The sequence below is a fragment of the Novosphingobium sp. BL-S-21 genome, from assembly GCF_055521655.1.
Genome location: NZ_CM145496.1, coordinates 1,403,709 through 1,422,839 on the forward strand (window position 1 = coordinate 1,403,709; position 19,131 = coordinate 1,422,839).

At 67.3% G+C, this 19,131-nt stretch carries 14 protein-coding genes and 1 riboswitch; of the genes, 5 read left to right on the top strand and 9 right to left on the bottom strand.

The window, feature by feature from the left end; translation table 11 throughout:
• Positions 1–67: 67 nt before the first annotated feature.
• On the top strand, positions 68–1,645 hold the full coding sequence (locus ACZ1J6_RS15050; protein ID WP_465128216.1) for a carboxylesterase/lipase family protein: 1,578 nt from the start codon (positions 68–70) through the stop codon (positions 1,643–1,645).
• Between the two features lie 3 nt (positions 1,646–1,648).
• Here ACZ1J6_RS15050 and ACZ1J6_RS15055 read toward each other — a convergent pair whose 3' ends face one another.
• On the bottom strand, positions 1,649–1,930 hold the full coding sequence (locus tag ACZ1J6_RS15055) for a DUF1294 domain-containing protein (protein ID WP_132263952.1): 282 nt from the start codon (positions 1,928–1,930) through the stop codon (positions 1,649–1,651).
• 145 nt (positions 1,931–2,075) lie between these two features.
• Between ACZ1J6_RS15055 and ACZ1J6_RS15060 the strand changes: the two genes are divergently transcribed.
• Positions 2,076–4,244 carry an RNA degradosome polyphosphate kinase gene (locus ACZ1J6_RS15060; protein WP_165921346.1) on the top strand — a complete coding sequence of 723 codons (2,169 nt, stop codon included), beginning with the start codon at positions 2,076–2,078 and terminating at the stop codon, positions 4,242–4,244.
• Positions 4,245–4,291: 47 nt separating this feature from the next.
• Positions 4,292–5,788: a Ppx/GppA phosphatase family protein gene (locus tag ACZ1J6_RS15065; protein WP_431566635.1), complete on the top strand. Its 1,497-nt coding sequence runs from the start codon at positions 4,292–4,294 to the stop codon at positions 5,786–5,788.
• A 164-nt stretch (positions 5,789–5,952) separates the two neighbouring features.
• Here the strand turns inward: ACZ1J6_RS15065 and virB11 are convergent, their stop codons facing one another.
• The 8 genes from virB11 to ACZ1J6_RS15105 all read right to left on the bottom strand — a co-directional run bounded on the left by virB11 (position 5,953) and on the right by ACZ1J6_RS15105 (position 14,085).
• Positions 5,953–7,023 (bottom strand): P-type DNA transfer ATPase VirB11, encoded by a 1,071-nt coding sequence (virB11, locus tag ACZ1J6_RS15070; protein WP_132263958.1) that lies wholly within the window; start codon positions 7,021–7,023, stop codon positions 5,953–5,955.
• Positions 7,024–7,041: 18 nt separating this feature from the next.
• Entirely contained in the window at positions 7,042–8,121 is a 1,080-nt protein-coding gene (locus ACZ1J6_RS15075; protein WP_132263960.1) for a TrbI/VirB10 family protein, read from the bottom strand.
• A gap of 3 nt (positions 8,122–8,124) precedes the next feature.
• Positions 8,125–8,991 (bottom strand): TrbG/VirB9 family P-type conjugative transfer protein, encoded by an 867-nt coding sequence (locus ACZ1J6_RS15080; RefSeq protein ID WP_465128217.1) that lies wholly within the window; start codon positions 8,989–8,991, stop codon positions 8,125–8,127.
• Positions 8,988–10,328: a TrbL/VirB6 family protein gene (locus tag ACZ1J6_RS15085; protein WP_465128218.1), complete on the bottom strand. Its 1,341-nt coding sequence runs from the start codon at positions 10,326–10,328 to the stop codon at positions 8,988–8,990. The genes ACZ1J6_RS15080 and ACZ1J6_RS15085 overlap by 4 nt, the downstream gene beginning before the upstream one ends.
• Positions 10,329–10,333: 5 nt before the next feature.
• Positions 10,334–12,763: a VirB4 family type IV secretion/conjugal transfer ATPase gene (locus tag ACZ1J6_RS15090; protein ID WP_465128219.1), complete on the bottom strand. Its 2,430-nt coding sequence runs from the start codon at positions 12,761–12,763 to the stop codon at positions 10,334–10,336.
• A 31-nt stretch (positions 12,764–12,794) separates the two neighbouring features.
• Positions 12,795–13,076, bottom strand: a complete 282-nt coding sequence (locus ACZ1J6_RS15095; protein ID WP_021233609.1) for a VirB3 family type IV secretion system protein — start codon at positions 13,074–13,076, stop codon at positions 12,795–12,797.
• 28 nt (positions 13,077–13,104) lie between these two features.
• Positions 13,105–13,458 carry a TrbC/VirB2 family protein gene (locus ACZ1J6_RS15100; RefSeq protein ID WP_132263967.1) on the bottom strand — a complete coding sequence of 118 codons (354 nt, stop codon included), beginning with the start codon at positions 13,456–13,458 and terminating at the stop codon, positions 13,105–13,107.
• Positions 13,459–13,710: 252 nt separating this feature from the next.
• Positions 13,711–14,085 carry a hypothetical protein gene (locus ACZ1J6_RS15105; RefSeq protein ID WP_132263969.1) on the bottom strand — a complete coding sequence of 125 codons (375 nt, stop codon included), beginning with the start codon at positions 14,083–14,085 and terminating at the stop codon, positions 13,711–13,713.
• 297 nt (positions 14,086–14,382) lie between these two features.
• Between ACZ1J6_RS15105 and ACZ1J6_RS15110 the strand changes: the two genes are divergently transcribed.
• Positions 14,383–15,978 carry a hypothetical protein gene (locus ACZ1J6_RS15110; RefSeq protein ID WP_134095274.1) on the top strand — a complete coding sequence of 532 codons (1,596 nt, stop codon included), beginning with the start codon at positions 14,383–14,385 and terminating at the stop codon, positions 15,976–15,978.
• Between the two features lie 98 nt (positions 15,979–16,076).
• A complete protein-coding gene (locus tag ACZ1J6_RS15115) occupies positions 16,077–18,785 on the top strand; it encodes a TonB-dependent receptor domain-containing protein (RefSeq protein WP_465128220.1) in 2,709 nt (902 codons plus the stop codon).
• Positions 18,786–18,939: 154 nt separating this feature from the next.
• Positions 18,940–19,124: riboswitch (yybP-ykoY riboswitch) on the top strand.
• Positions 19,125–19,131 lie beyond the last annotated feature (7 nt).

The window sequence follows — 19,131 nt, forward strand, 5'->3', positions numbered from 1 at the left end:
GCAAGCTGAGGCCGGCCGGATCGTCGCCCCGGACCCGATCCGGCACGACCTGGGGGAGAGGGAGCATATGACGGCACCGCGCATCACTCGCCGCACCCTGGTGGCCTCGGCAGCGGCCCTTGCCGCAGCCCCCGCGCCGCTTCTGGCACGGCCCTCGCCGGGCTCGGCCGCCGCGCCGGTCGTCGGCCGCTACACCGGCCTTGCCGAACAGGGCGTGCTCGCCTTCAAGGGCATCCGCTACGGCCGCGCCGCGCGGTTCGCGCAGGCAGTGGCCGAACCCTGGGCCGGGCCGCCGGTCAAGGCCCAGGCCTTCGCCCCGATCTGCCCCCAGCGCGGCCTCGACAGCGAGCGTCAGGCCGAGGACTGCCTCTTCCTCAACCTCTGGACGCCCGAGGCGAACCCGGCCGCCAGGCGCGCGGTCATGGTCTATTTCCACGGCGGCGCCTATACCACCGGCTCGGTCACCGACCCCCTCACGCACGGCGCCCGGCTGGCGGGCACCGGCGACGTGGTGGTCGTTTCGGTGAACCACCGCCTCAATGCCCTCGGCTATTCCTGGCTCAAGCCCTTCGGCGCGACGTATGCCGATAGCGGCAACCTGGGCCAGCTCGACCTCATCCTCGCGCTGCAATGGGTCCGCGATCACATCGCCCGGTTCGGCGGCGACCCGGCGCGCGTCATGGTGTTCGGCCAGTCCGGCGGCGGCGCCAAGATCGCCACGCTCATGGCCATGCCCGCCGCACGGGGACTGTTCCACAGCGCCGCGACCATGAGCGGCCAGCAAGTCCAGGCCAGCGGCCCGATGCACGCCTGGGCGCGCACGCAGGCGCTGATGGCCGCCGTCAAGCTCGCGCCCGGCGATGTCGAGGGCCTGCGCAACCTGCCGATCGAACGGCTGGTGGACGGCCTTGCCGCCACCGATCCGGTCATGGGCAGCGGCCCGCTCTACTTCGGCCCGGTGCTGGACATGACCAATCTGCCGCGCCATCCCTTCTGGCCGGACGCCGCGCCGCAGTCGGTGTCGGTGCCGATGATCCTGGGCAATACCCACGAGGAGACGCGCGCCTTCCTCGACCCGCGCGGCCCCAGGCTCAAGGGCCTCGACTGGAGCAACCTGGCCGAGCGCGTCGGCCGCGAGGTCAAGATCGACCTCGATCCGCAGTGGATGATCGACCAGTACCGCGCCCGCCAGCCGGACTGGACCGCCGAGCAGATCTACTATGCCGCCACCACCGCGGGCCGCTCATGGCCGGGCCAGGTGATCGAGGCGGACGCGCGCGCCAGAGCCGGGGCCGAGGCCACCTGGGTCTACCAGCTCGAACGCCCCTCGCCCGTCGATCCCCTGCGCGGCGCGGCGCATACCGACGACATTCCCTATGTCTTCGGCACGCTCGACGCTCCGGGCAGTTTCTCCGGCACGGACGACAAGGCCCGGGCGCTGAGCAAGACGATGATGGCGGCCTTCACGGGCCTTGCGAAAACCGGGCGTCCCGGCTCCGGCGATCGGGCGGCGGACTGGCGCCCTTACACCGTCCCCACGCGGGCGACGATGGTGTTCGGCGAGGAGACGCGGATGGAGGACGACCCGCGCGGCTGGCAGCGCAAGCTCTGGTCTACCGCGCCTTACGTCCAGCCCGGCACCTGATCGTCAGGCCCAGGCGGCCCAGATCAGGCCCGCCACCACGCCCGCCTGAACCGTCACGATCCAGCGCAGCCGGTCCACGAACGGCTGCTTGCGCGTCTTGTGCCGCAGCACGCGGCGCGCCAGCAGGGCGCCGGGCGAGCCGCCGAGCGCGGCGAACGCCAGCAGGCGCCGCTCCGGCACGCGCCGTCCGCCCGCGATCGCCCGGCCCTTGTCGAAGGCGAAAGCGAAAAAGGCGATGAGGTTGGCCAGGGCGAGATAGGCGGCAACAAGGGTGGGAATGTCCATCCCCGCCGCCATTCCAGCAGAGCGCGGTTCCGTCCAGCCGAAAGAACCGGCAGACCGCCCGTAAGACTGGCCAGACTGCCCGCAAACTGTCATCGTGGCATGCAAGTGCAGTGACTGACACGGAGCAGATGTGAAGAGCCAGGACATGCTCGAAATTACCGAGACCACCGAAGCCCCGGAAATCGTCGAGGTCGACGATATTTCCACCCAGCCCGCGCGGTTCTTCAACCGCGAGCTGAGTTGGCTCGCCTTCAACGAGCGCGTCCTCGCCGAAGCCACCAATCCGAACTATCCGGTGCTCGAACGCCTGCGGTTCCTGTCGATTTCCGGCAGCAACATCGACGAATTCCTGATGGTGCGCGTCGCCGGTCTCGCCGGGCAGGTCCGCCGCCAGATCGAGGAAATCTCGATCGACGGCCTCACCCCCTCGCAGGCGCTGACCTCCACGCACGAGAAAGTGATCGAGCTGGAGCAGATCCAGCAGGAAACCTGGAAGGACCTCAAGCTCCAGCTGGCCGATTGCGGCATCCGCGTGGTGGGCGACGCCCGCCTCGACGGCGACCGCGAGGCCTGGCTGCGCAGCTACTTCCTCGAACACGTCATGCCGGTGATCACCCCGCAGGCGATCGATCCCGCGCACCCCTTCCCCTTCGTGGCCAACCAGGGCATCGGCGTGCTCTTCGCGCTCACCCGCCTGGCCGACGATGCGCCGGTCATGGAAATGGTCCTGATCCCCGCCCCGCTGCCCCGCTTCGTGCGGATCCCGGGTGAGGACGCGGCCTGGATTTCCATTGAGGACCTGATCTGCCGCAATGCGGACGAGCTGTTCCCCGGCTTCGGCGTGAACGGCCACGGCGTGTTCCGCATCCTGCGCGACAGCGACATCGAGATCGAGGAAGATGCCGAGGATCTGGTGCGCTACTACCGCACCGCGATCCAGCGCCGCCGCCGCGGCCTGGTGATCGTGCTCCAGCTTCAGGGCGCCTTCGATCCTTCGGCCGAGGAACTGCTGCGCAACCAGCTCGGCCTCGACAAGGCGCTGATCATGAAGACGGAAGGCCTGATCGGCTTCTCCGGCCTTTCCGCGATCTGCGACGAGGATCGGCCCGAGCTGAAGTTCGAGCCCTATTCCCCCCGCTATCCCGAACGCATTCTCGAGCATGACGGCGATATCTTCGCCGCCATCCGCGAGAAGGACATCGTCGTCCAGCACCCTTACGAAAGCTTCGAGGTGGTGATCGACTTCCTGCGCCAGGCCGCGCGGGACCCGGACGTGATCGCCATCAAGCAGACGCTCTACCGCGCCGGCAAGCAGTCCGCGATCATCTCCGCGCTGATCTACGCCGCCGAACAGGGCAAGTCGGTGACGGCGGTGGTCGAGCTGAAGGCCCGCTTCGACGAGGAGCAGAACCTGCTCTGGGCCAGCCAGCTCGAACGGGCCGGCGTCCAGGTGATCTACGGCTTCGTGGACTGGAAAACCCACGCCAAGACCTCGATGATCGTGCGCCGCGAGGGTGAGGGTTACCGCACCTACTGCCACTTCGGCACCGGCAACTATCACCCGATCACGGCACGCATCTATACCGACTTGTCCTACTTCACCGCCGATCCCGCGATCGGCCGCGACGTGGGCCGGCTGTTCAACTTCATCACCGGCTATGTCGAGCCCAAGGTGACGGAGTGCCTGTCGATCTCGCCGATCTCGCTGCGCTCGACGATCTACGCCGGGATCGACGGCGAGATCGAGAATGCCCGCAACGGCAAGCCGGCGGCGATCTGGGCCAAGCTCAATTCGCTGACCGATCCCGACCTGATCGACCGCCTCTACGCCGCCAGCCGGGCCGGGGTGGACATCGACCTGGTGGTGCGCGGCATCTGCTGCCTGCGTCCCGGGATCGAGGGCCTGTCCGAGAATATCGCGGTCAAGTCCATCATCGGCCGCTTCCTCGAACACTGCCGCATCTGGGCCTTCGCCAATGGCGCGGAACTGCCCAACCGCAAGGCCAAGGTCTACATCACCTCGGCCGACGCGATGAGCCGCAATCTCGACCGCCGGGTCGAGGTCATGGTGCCGATTACCAACAAGACCGTGCACGACCAGGTGCTGGACCAGGTCATGCTGGCCAACCTGCTGGACACCGAACAGTCCTGGATTCTCCATCCGGACGGCACTTCCGAGCGCGTGGGAGAGAGCGACAACCCGTTCAATCTCCACCGCTATTTCATGACCAACCCGTCGCTCTCCGGGCGCGGCGCATCGCTTGCCAGTGGACGAAAGGTGCCAAAGCTCTCGCTAAGGCGCGGCAATATCTGACATAGGGAGCGCAGGCAGCCCGCTCCCGGGCGATTCGTCTGAACGGAATGATCGGCATTAGCCACAGCAGCGAAAAGCGCGCGATTATCGACATTGGTTCGAACACCGTGCGCATGGTCGTCTACAACGGGCCGCCGCGTGCGCCGGTCGTCATCCTGAACGAGAAGGTCAATGCCCGGCTCGGCCGCGATCTGGGCAAGACCGGCGCGATCAACGACAAGTCGATGAAGACCGCGCTGGTGGCGCTGGCCCGGTTCTCGGGCCTTCTGCGCCTGCTCGACGTCAAGGACGTGGAGTGCGTGGCCACTGCCGCCGCGCGGGACGCTTCCAACGGCAAGATCTTCCTCGATGCCGTGCGCCAGTTCGGCCTCTCCCCCCGCCTGCTTTCGGGCGAGGAAGAGGCCCGCGCCAGCGCCACCGGCGTGATCGCCGCCTTCCCCGGCGCGCACGGCGTGGCCGCGGACCTTGGCGGCGGCAGCCTGGAACTCGTGGAAATCGCGGAAGGCCGCAGCACCGGCGGCATCACCCTGCCGTTCGGCACCCTGCTGCTGCCCGACTTGCGCGCCGCGGGCGAGAGCAGGTTCTCCGAAACCGTGCACAAGGCCCTCGACAAGGCCGGTTGGGGCGATCCCCATGACGCCAAGGGCCGCGGCCAGCCGCTCTACATCGTCGGCGGATCCTGGCGCGCCCTGGCGCTTCAGGCGATGCGCGCACTCGACTTCCCGGTGGACGATCCCCACGGCTTCGAGCTTCCCGCCTCCGAAGCGCTGCGCCTCGCGCGGGTCTTTGCCAAGGGCAAGCTCAATGACGTGGATCCGCGCATTTCCGCCAGCCGGCTCGCCACCCTGCCCGATGCCGCCGCGCTGATGGTGGAAGTGATCGCGCGGCTCAAGCCGTCGAAGCTGGTGTTCTCCTCATGGGGCCTGCGCGAAGGCCTGCTTCATGCGCAGCTCCCTGCCGAAATCCAGGCGCAGGACCCGATGCTCGCCAGCGTCGCCGGTTTCTCCGCTTCGGCCCGGGTCACGGCGGACGACGCCATGGCCCTCGCCCGCTGGACCGCGCCGGTCTGCCGCGAGGAACCGCAGGACCGCCAGCTTCGCCAGGCCTCCGGCCTGCTCGCCCTGGCCGCGATGCGCACCGAACCGAACCTGCGTACCGAGGAAGCCATGACCTGGGCCCTGCGCAAGCGCTGGATCGGCCTCGACATGCACGGACGCGGCATGATGGCCATGACCGTCTTCGCCAATTCCGGCCAGACCGAAGTGCCCGAACAGTTCACCCGCCTCGCCGTGCAGGAAGACCTGGACCGGGCGATCGGCTGGGGCCTGGCTGTGCGCCTGTGCCGCCGCCTTACCGGCTGTTCGGCGCAGGGCCTTGCCCAGAGCGCCGTCCGCAGCGAGGACGGCAAGCTCGTGCTCACCCTCTCTCCCGCCATGCGCCCGCTCTACAGCCCCGGCGTCGCCAAGGACCACAAGGCGCTGGCCGATTGGCTGGGCCTGGCCTGCGAGGTTCGCGATTCCAGCGGGCTGGCCCTGGTGGATTGAACGCCGCCGGAAAGCTGACCCGATGGGTGCAGTCGGTCGCCGAACGGGCCACTCTGCGGTCACGAACGGGTCCTGAAACACGTTCACGATGACGGAGGTGTTTGCGCGCCTCTGGACCATCGCGGGCTCGCTTTGGGGAGCGCTCGAAGGTCGAGCGCTCCGTGCTATCCCACCAGGGTCGCGCTTTCGGCGATCTGGCTGATGCCGCGCTTGCCGCCCTGGCGGTCCAGCTGCACGACGATGTCGATCACGGACGCCGCATACTCCAGCGTCTCCGCGCGCGTGAGGCCGATGCCGGTCTGCATGGACATCAGCGCAATCTGCTCCAGCGCGCCGCGCGGCGTGTTCGCGTGGACGGTGGAGAAGGAGCCGGGATGGCCGGTGTTGATGGCGCGCAGGAACGAGACGGTCTCGCTGCCGCGCAGTTCCCCCAGCACGATGCGGTCGGGGCGCAGGCGCAAGGCGGCCTGGAGCAAGTCGTTGGCCGAAACCTTCGCCTCGCCGAGTTCGCCCTTCACCGCGATCAGGCCGACGCCGTTGGCGCCCGGCAGTCGCAGTTCGGCGGTATCTTCCACCACGACGACGCGCTCGTGCTGCGGGATTTCCGAAAGCATGGCGTTGAGGAAGGTGGTCTTGCCGGTCGACGTGCCGCCCGAGATCAGGATGGTGCGGCGGCGGCGGATGGCATCGCGCAGGAAGGCGATCGGCTCGGCCATGGGGTCGGGCGTCGGCTCTTCCACCAGCGGGGCGATCGGCCCGCGGTCGTAAGCGTCCAGCGGCAATTCGAGCAGACGGTGGCGACGGATCGCCATGGCCCAGTTGGAGCGCGTCGCCGGCGGCCCGACGAGCTGGATACGCGCGCCGCCGCCGCTCTGGCCGGAGTGGCTGCCGTAGCCGGGCAAAGTGGCGGAAAGCAGCGGATGTTCGCGGTTGATGCCCTGGTGGCTGATCCGCGCCACCTGTTCCGCCAGGCGCTGGAGCAGGCGGTTGTCCATCTCCGGCAACCGGATATGCTGCATCCCCGGATGCGCCGCGTCCTCCACCCAGATCTCGCCGGGGCGGTTGACGAGGATCTCGGTCACCGTCTCGCGGTCGAGCCACGGGCGCAGCGGCGCCAGATAGGCGTCGAGATAGACCGATCGCGCCGCGGAAAGGCCGGCCCCGGCTTCGGGGTCAGTCACGGGCTTGCCGATCGCGGAGCGTTCGGGCTGAAGGGAGAAGACGTCGGCGACCATGTTGCAACGAGACCTGGATCACTGGACCTGGCTGAAATCCAGGTCCTTGGCGGTGAAGACGCGGATCGGTTCGCCCTGGCGGACTCGGATCGTCGGACCGACGCTGCCGCTCTGCTGGACGGCGGCTGCCGCCGCGGACTGTCCGCCGCCGACCACCACGCTGGAGCCGCTGGTGGCGAGCGTGGACAGGCCGCCGACGACCGAAAGCAGCATGGCCGAACCGAAGCGTTCGAAGAAGTGGCTATTGACCTTGCCCGGAAGGCCCGTCTCGCCGCCGAAGGCGATGGCCGGAGAGCCGAGGTTGACCGAGACGCCGTCCGGACGGATCAGGCGGCTCCAGATCACGTAGGCGCGCTTCTGGCCCGCGGTGAGGCCGCTCTTGTACTGGCCGATCAGGCGCGAGGAGCGCGGGACCAGCGTGCGCTTGCCGTCGAAGCTGCGGACGTCGGCCGAGACGATGGCGCGGACGTAGCCGGGCACGTCCGTGTCGATCGCCGTTTCCAGCACGGCCGGAATCAGGGTGCCCTGGGTGACCGTGGTGGCGGGATCGAAAGTATGGGCCGCAGCGGCCGTGGTGCCGGTGCCGCCGATGCGCGCGGCGAAATCGTCGTTGGGATTGGCCGCCTTGCCTTCTCCGGCTGCGCCCACGGCGGGGATCGTCACGGCATTGCCGCCGGCATCGAACACCACGGTGGGGTTGGCGAAGGGATTGGCCTCGGGCGCGGGCGCGGCGCCGGGAGCGGCTGCCAGGACCGGAGCGGGCGCAGGCGCCGGCAGCGGGGCGGGCGTCGCTTCGGGCTGCGGCGCAGCGGCGACCGGCGCGGGCGCGGGCGGCGCGATCGGCTGCGGCGCGGCGGGCTGGGGCTGGGCCGCCGGTCCGTTGCGGACCGAGTCCATCGACCAGAGGGTCAAGCCGCCCAGGGCGGCCACGATCAGGACGCCGGCGGCCAGGCCCAGGCCATCGGCCTTCTTGCGCTGGCTGACCTGCGGCATGACGTTGCGCGTGGCCAGGTCGATGACCTGTGCGCCCTCGCCGTCACGCGGATCGGCGCCGGCCGTGCTTTCGAACTTCTCACGCAGTGTGGAATTGGGCGCCATGTGTCAGTTCCCGTTCGATGAAGCGAGGTTTGCGGCAGTCGCCACCGGAGCCGCGGCGCTCGCACCCGAGCCGGCGGGGGCAGGCGCGTCGGGCCGCTGGTTTTCCAGCGTGGCGCTGGCCTTGCCGGAGCGCAGGATGATGAGCTTGGGCACTTCGCCCAGCACGATCGTCTGGCCGCGCACCGCGTAGTTCACCGGGCCTTCGTCGCCCTTCTCGTTCTGCACGAGAATGGCGGGCACGGCCGTGTTGTCCGGCCAGAGCAGGTAGGTGGAGATCCCGTCGTCATAGACGCGCGCGGGTTGCAGCTTGGCGATGCCGGCGCGCTTCCATGCAAAGTTCAGGGCCGAGGCGTCGACCGGCGTGGCCGCCGGATCGCCCGCCGCCAGCGCCTGTTCGGCAGGGTCGAGCGCAGCCGTCCGCGCGGCACCGGGGGCACCGGGCGCGGTCTCTGCCGGCTCGTCCTTGTAAGTGAAGCGCAGCATGTAGAGCGGACGCGCCTTGGGCGAGGCGACGAGGTCGAAAAAATAGGTATGGCGGTTGGTCACCACCGTCATGTTCGTGCGGCCACTGGCGTCGAGCGGCTTCACGAACAGCAGATCGGCGCGCTTGTTGGGCGTGATCTGCCAGGTCTGCGAATCGCCGACCGCCACGTTCTCGATCGCTTCGTTCTTGCCGAAGGCGATGGTCGCCTGGACGCCGGTGCGGCCGTCGATCCGCACGACTTCGTTGTCGGAATAGGCGTGCTGCACCAGTCGCTCATCCGCCTGCGCGGGCGCGGCCAGAAGTGCAAGCGCCGGGACGGCGGTCGCGGCCAGGGCGCAAGCGTAGGCACGGGCGTAGGCGCGGGCCGGGGCCTGAAGCCGAATCATGTGAACTTCTCCTTGGCCGGAGCGCGGCCCGTATTGCCGGACGCGCCTTTTCCGGGCCCGTTTTGACTTTGGCCGTTATGAATTGCCGCGGTGTCGTTGGATGCGCGGAAGCGGCTGCCGATACCGCGTGTGCGCGAGGCCTGACTCGCGCCCAGGGGTTCGATCCCGCCGCCCGAGACCTGGGTGATGACGGTGCGCCGGTCGCCCGAAGACGCGCCGACAGCCTGATCGTGACCGGGAACGGGGGCCATGGCGGCCGCACTGGCGGCCGAAACCGCCGCGGTGCGCGACTGGGTGGCGGTGTTGACGAAAGGCTGGACCTGCCCGCCGGAAGCCGGGGCCGAAGCGGCCGGCGCCGCGGCGCCGCGTCCGCCGCGCCCGCGCTCGGCATTGGCCAGGCCGAAGACCTGCCAGCCGGACACCAGCGTTCCCGCAACTTTAAGAACCATGCCCATCAGCGCCAGATGCACCGCCGCCACCACGAAGAGCGCCATGGCGGCGCGTCCGTCGATCTGGCCGAGCTGCGCGCCCTGCACCAGCGCCGAGACGATCGGCACCAGCAGTTCCAGTGTGATCCCGCCGCCAAGCACGACGAAGAGCGGGGTGGTCGCCGTCAGCACGACGCCGCGCAGCCAGCCGGCGGTAAGGCCCCGCGTGCCGCCGAACAGCGCCATGACCACGAAGATCGGGCCGAGCGCCAGCAGGATGGCAAGGGCGATGCGCGCCGTCAGCAGGACGCCGACAGTGCCGAGCAGCAGCATGAGCGCGCCCATCCACATCACGCTGTCGGGCGAAAACAGACCCGCCGCGCCGCCGCTGGCGGCGACCGACTTGGCCGCACCGGCCGTCTGCGCAGCGCCCTGGGTCGCGCCCTGCGCCACTTCACCGCCGCCACTGCCCTGCCCCGCGTTCTGCGAAGCCTCGGCAATGGCGTTGAAGACCACGTCGATGCGGTCTCCGAACAGCTGGGTTGCCGAACCCTTGGCACCCATCAGCAGCGAGGCGATCCAGTCCGGCCCGCCCACGGCAAGGTTCCAGACAACGCCCTGATAGGCGATCCAGCTCGTCGCGAACGTAAGAACGAGGCCCAGCGTCAGCATGCGCGGCGTAAGCGCCGAAATGCCAAGGCTGGAACGGCCCGTCAGCAACGAGATCGCGAAGAAGGCTATGTAGAGCGTAAGCAGGATGGTCAGCACCGGGGCCATGGCCCCTTCGGCGCCGAACAGGCGGCCGAAGGCGGCCGAAGCCATCTCGTTGGCCACGCAGTCGACCGCGCGGAGCGCCGGGGCGACACCGCCGCTGGCGACTTCCGTAAGCTGTTCGCAGGCGGTGCTCATCGCCCTTACTCCGCCGCCTCGATCCAGGCGGCGTCGTCATCGCTTTCACCGGGCCACTGGAAGCCGGTCAGCACCGGATACCAGGCGGCCGGATCATCGCCGTAGCGCTCGCGCAGCTGGTCGAGCTTGCGCACGGTGCTCTCGCGGCCCGAAAGCACGGTGAGCACCTCGGGCATGCCCGAAAGGTCGAGACGCACCACGACCGACGCGTCCGACTGACGGATCAGGAAACAGCGCGACTGCGCGGGCAGCGTCTTGATGACGTCCAGTTCGTGCTGCGAAAGGCCGAAGCCCTCGCAGTAATCCTCATAGCGGGCGCGGGCGTTGGGCATGAACACCATCGTCGCGGTCTGTTCGACCAGGGCCGTGGCGATCTTGCTGTCCAGCGCGTCGCGCGCGGACTGGGTGGCAAAGCCCACCAGCGCGTTGCGCTTGCGCAGCGTCTTGAGCCAGTCGCGGATGCGGGCGGCGAAGACCTCGTCGTCGAGCGCCTTCCAGCCCTCGTCGATCAGGATCATCGTCGGCTCGCCGTCCAGGCGCTCGTCGATGCGGTGGAACAGGTACATCATGACCGGCGTGCGCAGGCGCGGGCTTTCGAGCAGCGCGGTCATGTCGAAGCCCAGCACGCGGGCCGAAAGGTCGAGCTTGTCGTACTGGTTGTCGAACAGCCAGCCATGCTCGCCGCCCTGGATCCAGGCATCGAGCCGCGATGCGAGGTCGCCGGGTTCGGGGCGGCGCGCGCCCGCCAGCAGCTCGCGGAAGTGCGAGAGGCGGCGCAGCGACGGGTCGTTGTGATAGGCGGCATCCACTGCGCCCGCGACCGTTGCCAGTTCCTCAGGCCCCTTGGCATCGAGCAGCACGCCCAGCCAGTCGCGCAGGAAGGCGCGGTTGGCGGCGGTGTCCGGCAGGGAAAGCGGGTTGAAGCCGGTCGGATGTCCGGCAGCGACGCGGCTGTAGGTGCCGCCGATGCCGCGCAGGAACACTTCGGCGCCCCGGTCCTTGTCGAACAGCACGGTGCGCGGATTGAACTTCTGCGCCTGGGCGGCAAGGAAGTTCATGACCACGGTCTTACCGGAACCCGACGGACCGATGACGGTGAAGTTGCCGAGGTCACCTTGGTGGAAATTGAAGAAGAACGGCGTCGAGCTGGTCGTCGCCAGCAGGGTCACTGCATCGCCCCAGTGGTTGCCGCTCGCCTGGCCCATCGCGAAGCCGTGGAGCGAACCGAAACAGGCCATGTTGGCACTGGAAATCAGCGCGCGGCGGACGATGAAGGCCTCGTTGCCGGGGAGCTGGCCCCAGAACGCCGGCTCCATGTTGACGTCTTCGCGCACGGCGACCGCACCGGCATCGGCAAGCGAGGCCGCGCAGAGCGCCGTGACTTCATCGAGGGCGTCGAGCGAATCGGCGCGCACGAGAACCGAGAGATGATGGTCCCCGAAACCGACCGCGCCGGTGCCGAGCGAATCGCGCGCGGAAGACATCTCGCGGCGTTCCGCCATCGCCTCCTCGTCGGCCGAGCGCAGGCGGCGGATGGCAAGGTCGATGCGTTCGCGGGCGATCTGGCGGTCCGAAGGCGCATACGTCTCGGTCAGCACCAGTTCGCAGGGCAGGCGCAGCAGTGCGTCCGTCAGGCCCGGCGCCGTGCTGTCGGGATAGTCCTTGAGGCTGACGAGCGAGCCGAACGAAGCGCTGGCGGCGCCGCGCAGTTCGAGCGCGTCCATGCCGAAGTTGATGCGGCGATAAGGCAGCATATGGCCGATGTCCGTGCCGTCCACCGGACGGCGCACCGGGCGCATCTCGCCGTTGTAGAGCGCCGAAAGCAGTTCCAGCACTTCCGAGCACTGGCCTGCCTGGCCCTCGTAGTCGCCCAGGAGGCGCGCGCCATAGGCGCCCAGCGACGCGACCATGGCCGAAGCGGCGGCGCGAAGCGCGCGCACGTCGGCGGGATCGGCCTCGGCCGGGGCATTGCCCTTGTTGCGGAGCATGCGCGAAAGCTTGTCGGGCCAGCCCGCCTTGCCGCGCGCCGGGCGGCGCACCAGGGTGACGAACTGGTCGTTGACGAAGAGCGCGCCCGATCCGGTGCGCGCACGCCAGCGTGCATCGATATGCGCGGCCAGCGCGTCCTCGAACTGGCCCTCCATCGCGATCTCGACACGGCGGCGGATGACGTGATGATAGAGCACGAAGCGCGCATCGAGCGCGGAACGCAGCAGCACTTCGCGGGTGGCGACGTGGGCGTTGAGTTCCTCGCTGTCGGCGGTTTCGAAAGCGAAGCCCGGCACCATCAGCGAGAGCATCACCGAACCGTCGCGCAGCAGCACGACGTTTTCGTCCACCAGTGCCTGATAGGGCAGCCGGTCGCCAACCAGCGTTTCCTTGGCGCCCCAACCCCCGAGCGCACTCTTGAGGACCGATTTCCTGTTCTTCGCCATCGTCATTTCCCCCGCGTCCCTTGTTATTCGATCAGGGCGCGTAGCTGTTGCAGCCCCATCGCTGCCAGTTCGGCACGCGGGGGCATTTGCTGACCTTGGCGATCCACAAGTCGAACACCCGGGGTTCGCGAAGACATGCGAGGTATCCGGCGCCGTGGATCGCGAGCGCTGCAGGCAGCGCCCAGAAGCTCTTGGTGATGAGGAAGATCTCCGTCGTCACCGCGGCATTGATGATGAAGAAGCTGTACGTCACGCCCGCAAACATCTGCGGGCGCGTGAGCGCGCGGTGCACGGGATAGCGTGCGAGGCTCATGGACAGCTCCTGGACCCGGGGGCCGGCATCAGCCGGCGGCCGACTGGATGCCCGTCACGATCGCGCCGGCGCCGAAGAGCACGAAGCAACCAATGATGACGGTGGCGCCGAAGCGCCAGTTCATGCGGCCGGTCAGCATCATGAAGCCCACTGCGGCCACCGCCATGACGGCCACGGCCGTGGCGACATTGCCGAGCAGCGTGCCCTGCAACCATCCGAGCGCAGCCACGATCGGGCCGGATCCGGCCGGATCGGCACGCGTCACCTGCTGGGCCTGTGCCGCCATGGGCGCGAAGCCCAGAGACGCGGCAACCAGGGTCGCGAAAATCGAGAAATATCCCCGTACCTTGCGGGTTTGAAGCTGTGCGTACCGAATCACCATGCCCTCCGTATGAGGGCGCAGTGCTCCATCTGGATGACAGCAATGTGACGACGAGACGGCCAATCTGGCAGTCCTGTTGCACGCGTCACAGAAATTCAGGTCAACTCAGAAGGGGCGCCGCAACCCACCACACCCTTTTTTGTGTGGGCGTCTTATAATTCAGGTGCGTCCCGAAAGGCCAGCGCCGCTTGATTCATCGGGGAGGGAACGATCCCTCCCCGCATTACAGAGACTTGATCGTACAAACGGCGTTCAGCGCGATGCGCGGGCCGTCGTACGCAGCAGGTTATTCAACGCAAGACGGGCCGCGGCGCGCGAATCGACCCACGATCCGTCCGCCAGTTGCAGGTCGTAGCGATCGGAACTGGCGACGGCGGCACGATAGGTCGCCAGCGCCTTTTCGGTCTGGCCATTGGCGGCATAGGCCGACCCCAGGTTGATCAGCGTTGCCGGATCTTCGGACTTCGTGGCTCCCGAGGCTTCCAGCTTGCTGACGGCGGCCCCGGCCTGTCCGCTCGACAATTCGGTGTAGGCCACGTCGATCCTGTCGTTCAGCGGCGTTGCGGGTGCGGCCGAAACGGCGGCCTGGCTGAGCAGGAGAGTGGCGGCGAGGGCAGTGAAGGACATGGCAATCTCCCGGTTTTTCGATCTGTTGATGAAATGCAACATCCGCGCAAAAACCGTGTCTCACAAGAAAATGACGCAACTGTCATAAAACTGCAATCGACGTGTGAATCCGGGCAAAAACGCGAGTCGCCCCTACCTCTTTCGAGGTAATGCCGGTCATTTGTCACATCACCGTCGTATAACTGCAGATTAGTGTCACGTTAGCGCCAACAAACTGTCACTCCCCCCTCCTAGACCCCGCGCTCAGCGAAGGCGGACTCGCCGCCTCGGCTCGACCTGACAAACGGGGGAATTCACGTGAAGACCATTCATGGCGCGCTGCTGATCGGTTGCAGTGCTCTCGCTCTCGCCGGCTGCGGCGCCGACGACATCTCCTCGCCGGGTGCCGGCAGCATCGTCATCAACAATCCGACGCCGACTCCCGCTCCGACCCCCGCCCCGACCTCGGGCACGGTCGTCGCGGCAGCCAGCTGCCCAACCTTCAACGCCACCGGCGGCCTGACCGACAGCGGCACCGTTTCCGGTCCTGAAGGCTCGTGGCGCGTCTGCACGCTGCCCGCGCTCGTCGACGTCAACGCCAGCCTCCCCAAGGTTGCCGGCGTTCTCTATCGCATCGCCGGCCGCGTGGACGTAGGTTGCGATGGCGGTTTCGCCGCGCCGACCTCGGCCGCGACGTTCACCACCACCACCGCCAGCTGCAACGGCCGTGTCCTCTCGGCCGACACCAACGTCACGCTGACGATCGATCCGGGCGTGATCATCTACGGTGAAAACGGCGCCGAAGCCGCCTGGCTCGCCGTCAACCGCGGCAACAAGATCAACGCGACCGGCACTGCCGCGAAGCCGATCATCTTCACCAGCCGCGAAAACGTCGTCGGCACCAACAACGACAGCTCGATGGGCCAGTGGGGCGGCGTCGTGCTGCTCGGCCGCGGCAAGGTCACGGACTGCAACTACGGTTCGACCGCTGCCGGCACCTGCGAGCGCGACACCGAAGGTGCGGTCAACAAGGCCGTCTTCGGCGGCGCCGACAACACCTACAACGCCGGCACCATGAAGTACGTGCAGATCCGCTACTCGGGCTACATCCTGAGCAACGGCAAGGAACTGCAGTCGCTCACCACCGAAGGCACCGGCACCGGCACGACCCTGGACTACTTCCAGTCGGTCAACAGCTCGGACGACGGCGCTGAATTCTTCGGCGGCGCCGTGAACTTCAAGCACTACATCTCGGTCAACGCCGACGATGACAGCCTCGACATCGACACCGGTCTCCAGGGCAACTTCCAGTACGTCATGCTGCTGCAGCGCAGCGGCGGCGGCGACGCCCTGGTCGAAGCCGACTCGAACGGTGCCGAAACCGACACGCCGCGTCAGGTCACCAACATCGCGAACTTCACGATGGTCCAGCCTGCCGCCAGCTCGAACAACGAAGCCAACGACCTGGCCTCGCTGCTCATCCGCGGCAACGCCGACGTGACGCTGGCCAACGGCATCATCGTTTCGCCGGCCAACGAATGCCTTCGCCTCAACGGCTCGGGCACCGTTCCTGCCACGCTCAAGGCCTTCTCGGTGGTCATGAGCTGCAACGCGACCAAGTACCTGGGTTCGGGCACCTACACGGCTGCCAACACCCAGACCCAGTTCGCCACCGGCACCAACAACAACAGCGACGCCTATACCTCGACGCTGACCAGCACCTTCATCAACGGCGCCAACGAAAGCGGCGTTGCGGCCTACGACGTGACCACCCTGTCGAGCTTCTTCGACAAGGTGACCTACATCGGCGCCGTCTCGGGTGCCAGCGACACCTGGTACAAGGGCTGGACCTGCGACAACGCGACCGCGAACTTCGGTTCGAACGCAGCCTGCACCGCGCTGCCGACGACCTGAGCGGACCGCCCGTGACACCGGGGGGCGGTCCTTAGCGGCCGCCCCCTTTGTCACATCCGATGCTTCGTAACGAAATCCGTGTTCCAGGGGGACCAACCATGACCAAGCCGCGGCTCGCATCGCTGCTGCTGCTCTCCACGACGATTCTCACGCCGGCGATGGCGTGGGCGCAGGACAGCACTTCGCCTACTACCGATCAGGGCTCCGCGGCACCGTCCACGCCGACGAACGACGTCGCGCAGCCGGCCGACGAAGCGGAAGCACCGGACGTTTCGCTGCCCGGCGGCGCGATCGTCGTCACCGGCCAGCGCAACCGCAACATCATGCGGACAACCCCCCAGGTCATCTCGATCCTGTCGAGCGAGGAAATCGCGCGCACCGGCGAGGGCGACATCGCCGGCGCCCTGGGCCGCGTCACCGGCCTTTCGGTGGTCGGCAACGGCTACGTCTACGTGCGCGGCCTTGGCGACCGTTACTCGCTGGCCCTGCTCAACGGCTCGCCGCTGCCCAGCCCCGAACCGCTCAAGCGCGTGGTTCCGCTCGACCTGTTCCCCACCAGCATCGTCGCCTCTTCGCTCGTGCAGAAGAGCTATTCGGCGAACTTCCCGGGTGAATTCGGCGGCGGCGTCATCAACCTGACGACCAAGGCGATCCCGACGGAAAGCTTCCTCACCATCGGCGGCGGCATCGGTTGGGATACCGAAACCACCAACCAGATGGGCTACACCTACTACGGCAGCAAGACCGACTGGACGGGCTGGGACAACGGCAACCGCTCGGTGCCTTCGGCGCTGAAGGACTATTTCAACAGCGACACGGTCATCAACCCGACTTCGGACCTGGCCCGGCAGCTTGGCGGTCTCCTGGTCAACGGCCGCAACGCCGTCGTTCAGCGCGACGACCACGTCCAGCCGAACTTCTCGGTGGATGTCTCGGCAGGCACGAAGTGGGAACTCGGTGAATTCACGCTCGGCGTGATCGCCGCGGGCGGATATTCCAACAAGACCCAGACCAAGGCGATCACGCAGCAGCGCGCCCAGGGCCTGACCGCCGACCCGAACCAGCTGTTCGAAAACTTCCAGGCGGTGAACACCGACAACCGCGTGGTCGCCAACGGCCTGCTCGGCCTCGGTCTCGAATGGGGCGAGAACTCGGTCCGCTGGACCAACGTCTACATCCACGACACCGACAAGCACGCCAGCCTCCGTCTCGGCAAGCGGGAGAACAACCCGAATGCCGATTACATGGAGCAGACGACGGCCTGGTACGAACGCCAGCTGATCGACACCCAGTTCGTCGGTGAATTCCACCCCGCCGACAACACCGAGATCGACCTGCGCGCCGGTTACGCGAACTCGAAGCGCCTCGCGCCCTTCGAAATCAACGCCGAGTACCTGCGCACCAACACCGCGACCGACGATTACGGCAACGACTTCGTCAACCGTCTCGGCAACGGCAACCAGGACCCGACCACGATCACCTTCTCGCGCCTGAACGAGGATGTCTGGTCGGCCGGTGCCGACGTTTCGCATCAGTTCTCGCCGGGCTGGACGGGTACGGTGGGCTATGCCTACCAGATCAACACCCGCACCAACACGCGCCGCTCATTCTCGATCTACGCGAATGGCGACCAAACGCAGATCTCGAACTTCGGCCTGCTGCGTCTCGACGTGCTGCTCCAGCCGGGTACCTGGTACCTGCAGGACAACGGCGTCAACTACGGCCTCGAACTGCGCGAACCGGATGCCAGCACGGCCCAGTTCGACTCGCGCCTGCTCAACCACGCCTTCTACGGCAAGCTCGACGGCAGCCTGACCGACGCGCTTTCCTTCGATCTCGGCGTGCGCTGGGAATATGCCAAGGAATCGACGATCCTGCGCCCGATCGGCCAGCCGGCGACCAAGGCGACCGACCTCAAGAACGAATACTTCCTGCCTGCGCTCACCCTCACTTACGAAATCGAGCCCGGCATGCAGGTTCGCCTGAACGGTTCGAAGACGATCGCGCGCCCGCAGTTCCGCGAGCTGCTCTATCAACCCTACTTCGATCCGGACACCAACCGCACCTATCAGGGCAACCCGTTCCTGATCGACAGCCAGCTCTACAACGCCGAAGCCCGCTACGAGTGGTACTTCGATCGTGACCAGCGCGTGGCCCTCGGCGCCTTCTTCAAGCGGATCGACAATCCGATCGAATCGTTCCTGACCGGCACCGAAACCTTCGTCACGTCCTATGCGAACGCGCCGAAGGCAGACCTCTACGGCGCCGAATTCGAAGTGCAGAAGTACGTGCCCCTGGAAAACATGGGCAAGTTCTTCGAAACCCGCCGCCTGCTGCTGCTCGGCAACTACACCTTCACCAAGTCGAAGCTGAAGGTGCAGGACGGCGACACCGTGCGCATCTACGGCGCCGGCACGGGCACCTCGCTGGCCACCGACTACTTCCGCGACGGCGCGCCGCTCACGGGCCAGTCGGAGCACATCGCCAACGTGCAGATCGGCCTGGAGGACACGGCCAACCTGTCGCAGCAGACGATCCTGTTCAACTACGCCAGCAAGCGCGCGGTCAGCCGCGGTCTTGCGAACTCCGGCCAGCCCGACCTGTTCGAGTATCCCGGCCTGACGATCGATCTGGTGGTTCGCCAGGGCTTCGTGGTCGCCGGCAAGGAACTGGAACTGAAGTTCGAAGGCCGCAACCTGACCGGACGGAGCCATCAGGAATACCAGCAGATGGTCGATGGCCGGGTCAACTACAACACTTACGACGTCGGCCGCACCTTCTCGCTCTCGGCTTCGGCGAAGTTCTAACCCACTCACCAGGGAGGCTTCCTGCCCTCCCGACGGCAACTCAAGGGCCGGTCGCAGCAATGCGGCCGGCCTTTTTTTCGCCGACCGCCCGTTTCGCAGCCGCTTTGTCACCGGCCGTTTTTTCTTTGCCAGCGGCGGCCGCACGCGCTAAGGGCGCCGGGTCATCTGGGGAGTAGCCGCCTGCGCCCTCCTTGCCTCGGGACTGTTCCCGGCAAGATCAGCAGGACCTGTCGTCAACACACTTGGTCGAGAGACCATGGCGCACAGGAGCGCGGGAAACCGCTCGGGCGAGACCAATGGCGTTGCAGCTCCGTCCGGCCGGGCGGGTTCTGCCGCGCTATTGTCT

Excerpts from the sequence above, each read along its gene's own strand:
- ACZ1J6_RS15050 (WP_465128216.1), top strand. The coding sequence starts at position 68 with ATGACGGCACCGCGCATCACTCGCCGCACCCTGGTGGCCTCGGCAGCG.
- ACZ1J6_RS15055 (WP_132263952.1), bottom strand. The coding sequence starts at position 1,930 with ATGGACATTCCCACCCTTGTTGCCGCCTATCTCGCCCTGGCCAACCTC.
- ACZ1J6_RS15060 (WP_165921346.1), top strand. The coding sequence starts at position 2,076 with ATGCTCGAAATTACCGAGACCACCGAAGCCCCGGAAATCGTCGAGGTC.
- ACZ1J6_RS15065 (WP_431566635.1), top strand. The coding sequence starts at position 4,292 with ATGATCGGCATTAGCCACAGCAGCGAAAAGCGCGCGATTATCGACATT.
- virB11 (WP_132263958.1), bottom strand. The coding sequence starts at position 7,023 with ATGGTCGCCGACGTCTTCTCCCTTCAGCCCGAACGCTCCGCGATCGGC.
- ACZ1J6_RS15075 (WP_132263960.1), bottom strand. The coding sequence starts at position 8,121 with ATGGCGCCCAATTCCACACTGCGTGAGAAGTTCGAAAGCACGGCCGGC.
- ACZ1J6_RS15080 (WP_465128217.1), bottom strand. The coding sequence starts at position 8,991 with ATGATTCGGCTTCAGGCCCCGGCCCGCGCCTACGCCCGTGCCTACGCT.
- ACZ1J6_RS15085 (WP_465128218.1), bottom strand. The coding sequence starts at position 10,328 with ATGAGCACCGCCTGCGAACAGCTTACGGAAGTCGCCAGCGGCGGTGTC.
- ACZ1J6_RS15090 (WP_465128219.1), bottom strand. The coding sequence starts at position 12,763 with ATGGCGAAGAACAGGAAATCGGTCCTCAAGAGTGCGCTCGGGGGTTGG.
- ACZ1J6_RS15095 (WP_021233609.1), bottom strand. The coding sequence starts at position 13,076 with ATGAGCCTCGCACGCTATCCCGTGCACCGCGCGCTCACGCGCCCGCAG.
- ACZ1J6_RS15100 (WP_132263967.1), bottom strand. The coding sequence starts at position 13,458 with ATGGTGATTCGGTACGCACAGCTTCAAACCCGCAAGGTACGGGGATAT.
- ACZ1J6_RS15105 (WP_132263969.1), bottom strand. The coding sequence starts at position 14,085 with ATGTCCTTCACTGCCCTCGCCGCCACTCTCCTGCTCAGCCAGGCCGCC.
- ACZ1J6_RS15115 (WP_465128220.1), top strand. The coding sequence starts at position 16,077 with ATGACCAAGCCGCGGCTCGCATCGCTGCTGCTGCTCTCCACGACGATT.